Origin of the sequence: Acinetobacter sp. 809848 (genome assembly GCF_000581275.1) — a bacterium.
Taxonomy (GTDB): Bacteria; Pseudomonadota; Gammaproteobacteria; order Pseudomonadales; family Moraxellaceae; genus Acinetobacter; species Acinetobacter pittii.
The window spans coordinates 1-1,838 of record NZ_JEXG01000123.1; the positions used below are offsets into that span (position 1 = coordinate 1).

Annotated in this window: 4 protein-coding genes and 2 tRNA genes; all 6 read right to left on the reverse strand. The window is 42.9% G+C overall.

Translation table 11 applies throughout. The features are described from left to right. A partial coding sequence (locus J536_RS24165) for a NusA N-terminal domain-containing protein (RefSeq protein ID WP_032063692.1) occupies positions 1 to 338 on the reverse strand: 338 nt, incomplete at its 3' end. Between the two features lie 37 nt (positions 339 to 375). After that, complete coding sequence (gene rimP / locus J536_RS24170) at positions 376 to 900, reverse strand: ribosome maturation factor RimP (RefSeq protein WP_002114922.1); 525 nt, start codon at positions 898 to 900, stop codon at positions 376 to 378. A 215-nt stretch (positions 901 to 1,115) separates the two neighbouring features. Beyond that, positions 1,116 to 1,192 (reverse strand) — tRNA-Met (locus tag J536_RS24175). Between the two features lie 38 nt (positions 1,193 to 1,230). Next, positions 1,231 to 1,315 (reverse strand) — tRNA-Leu (locus J536_RS24180). A gap of 56 nt (positions 1,316 to 1,371) precedes the next feature. Beyond that, a complete protein-coding gene (gene secG, locus J536_RS24185) occupies positions 1,372 to 1,701 on the reverse strand; it encodes a preprotein translocase subunit SecG (RefSeq protein WP_002115012.1) in 330 nt (109 codons plus the stop codon). A 12-nt stretch (positions 1,702 to 1,713) separates the two neighbouring features. Next, positions 1,714 to 1,838: triose-phosphate isomerase (locus tag J536_RS25625; protein ID WP_171071517.1), on the reverse strand; the 125-nt coding region annotated here is incomplete at its 5' end.

Here is a 1,838-nt window from a genome sequence, read left to right on the forward strand (position 1 = left end):
TGTGCAGCAATACGACCAAACTCAATAGATTCTACTTCGAGTTCACGCACGTCACCAATTGACCATTTAGCTGGATCAACGTCAGAAATTGCATCTTGGCAAGCTGGCATCTCGTGATCTTCATCTGCCACAACAGTCCATTGACGGAACGTACGGTAATCACCAGTTTTACGATCAATTTCTACACGAAGCTGAGCTTCTTCAGCATGCGTACCTTCGTAAAATCTTTTCTTCGTTGCAGCAACTAGAGCTTGTTCTAAAGCTTCGAAGATCGCTTCACGACTAACACCTTTTTCATTACTAACCGTTTCAACAACGGTAAGAATTTCGCGGCCCATAAGTCACCTACCGATTTCTTATAAAATTTAAATAAATTTAATCTTGATAGATCAAGTTTGCTTTATCGATATTGTTGCTGTCGATCACAAGCACATGCTTCCCATCAACTTCAACCTGAATTTCTTCATTTTCAAGGTCTACTGCGATAAGTTTTGCTTGAAATTTACGACGGTTTTCTACTGCTGCAATTAAACGCAAAGCAATTTGTTGTCCGATGTAGCCTTGTAACTGTTCTAGTTGAAAAAATGGACGGTCCCAACCTGGTGAAGAAACTTCTAATGAATACTCACCTGAGATTGGATCATGAACATCCAACATTGCGCCAACTTGTTGTGTTACACGCACACAATCTTGTACACCAATACCACGGCCTAGTTCTACTTCACCATCTTCATTAATTACAGGCTCAGCATCTTCACTTACCGCTTTATCGATATAAATACGCAATAATGAACGTTTACCTTGTGGGAGAAACTCGATCCCCCAAAGGTCGACACCACATGCTTCCACTGCAGGAACAATTAAGTCATGCAATGCTTGGGATTTATTTGATAATTTCATTTACTCTCGTCATTCTCGTGCGATTCAATCGGTTGTTTTAACCGACACAGACCTACTATAGTGAAGCATGACTATTTGACCAATTGATGTCGACACTACACGATAGCGATACGATAACCAATAAAAAAGGGCGTTAATCGCCCCTATTTAGCACAGAAAACAATAGTCCACTGTGCAAAAAGGCCCACCTGTCTGTGAGCCTCTTTTAAGAAACTTGGTAGCGGGAGCTGGATTTGAACCAACGACCTTCGGGTTATGAGCCCGACGAGCTACCAGACTGCTCCATCCCGCATCAAAAAACTGCTTGCACTCAACTTTCTGGTTCAAAGTTGGTGCGGAAGGGGGGACTTGAACCCCCACGCCCGAAGGCACTACCACCTCAAGGTAGCGTGTCTACCAATTCCACCACCACCGCAGCTTGTGGGACGCATTCTAGTCCTTCCCACTGCAAAAGGAAAGCCCTATTTCGAATTATTGACTCGATTTTGGTGCATTTGGTGAAGTTTCAGGCGATGTCGTTTGAACTGGCGCTGTAGTTTGTACAGTTTTCAAACTATATGCATCAGTAGTCTGTTTTTTCGCAAAAACAGCGAGAGTTAAACTCGTCACAAAAAACAACGCTGTTAAGATAGCAGTAAGTCGAGTAAGGAAGTTACCTGAACCTGATGCACCAAATACAGTTGCTGCTCCGCCACCGCCGAAAGAAGCACCGGCATCAGCACCTTTACCGTGTTGCACTAGAATCAAGGCAATCATCAGTACCGCTAAAATAATATGTACGATCAGTACAAAAGAGTGCATACCCTATCCTCGTTATTTACTTTGTGCAAAGGCTTGTACGATTTGATAAAAAGATACTGCATTTAATGAAGCACCGCCTACCAACGCACCATTAATATCTGGACATGCCGCCAATTCGACCGCATTTTCAGCTTTTA

What these genes read in the sequence shown, in the direction of transcription:
- rimP (WP_002114922.1), bottom strand. Translation starts at nt 900, where the DNA reads ATGAAATTATCAAATAAATCCCAAGCATTGCATGACTTAATTGTTCCT.
- secG (WP_002115012.1), bottom strand. Translation starts at nt 1,701, where the DNA reads ATGCACTCTTTTGTACTGATCGTACATATTATTTTAGCGGTACTGATG.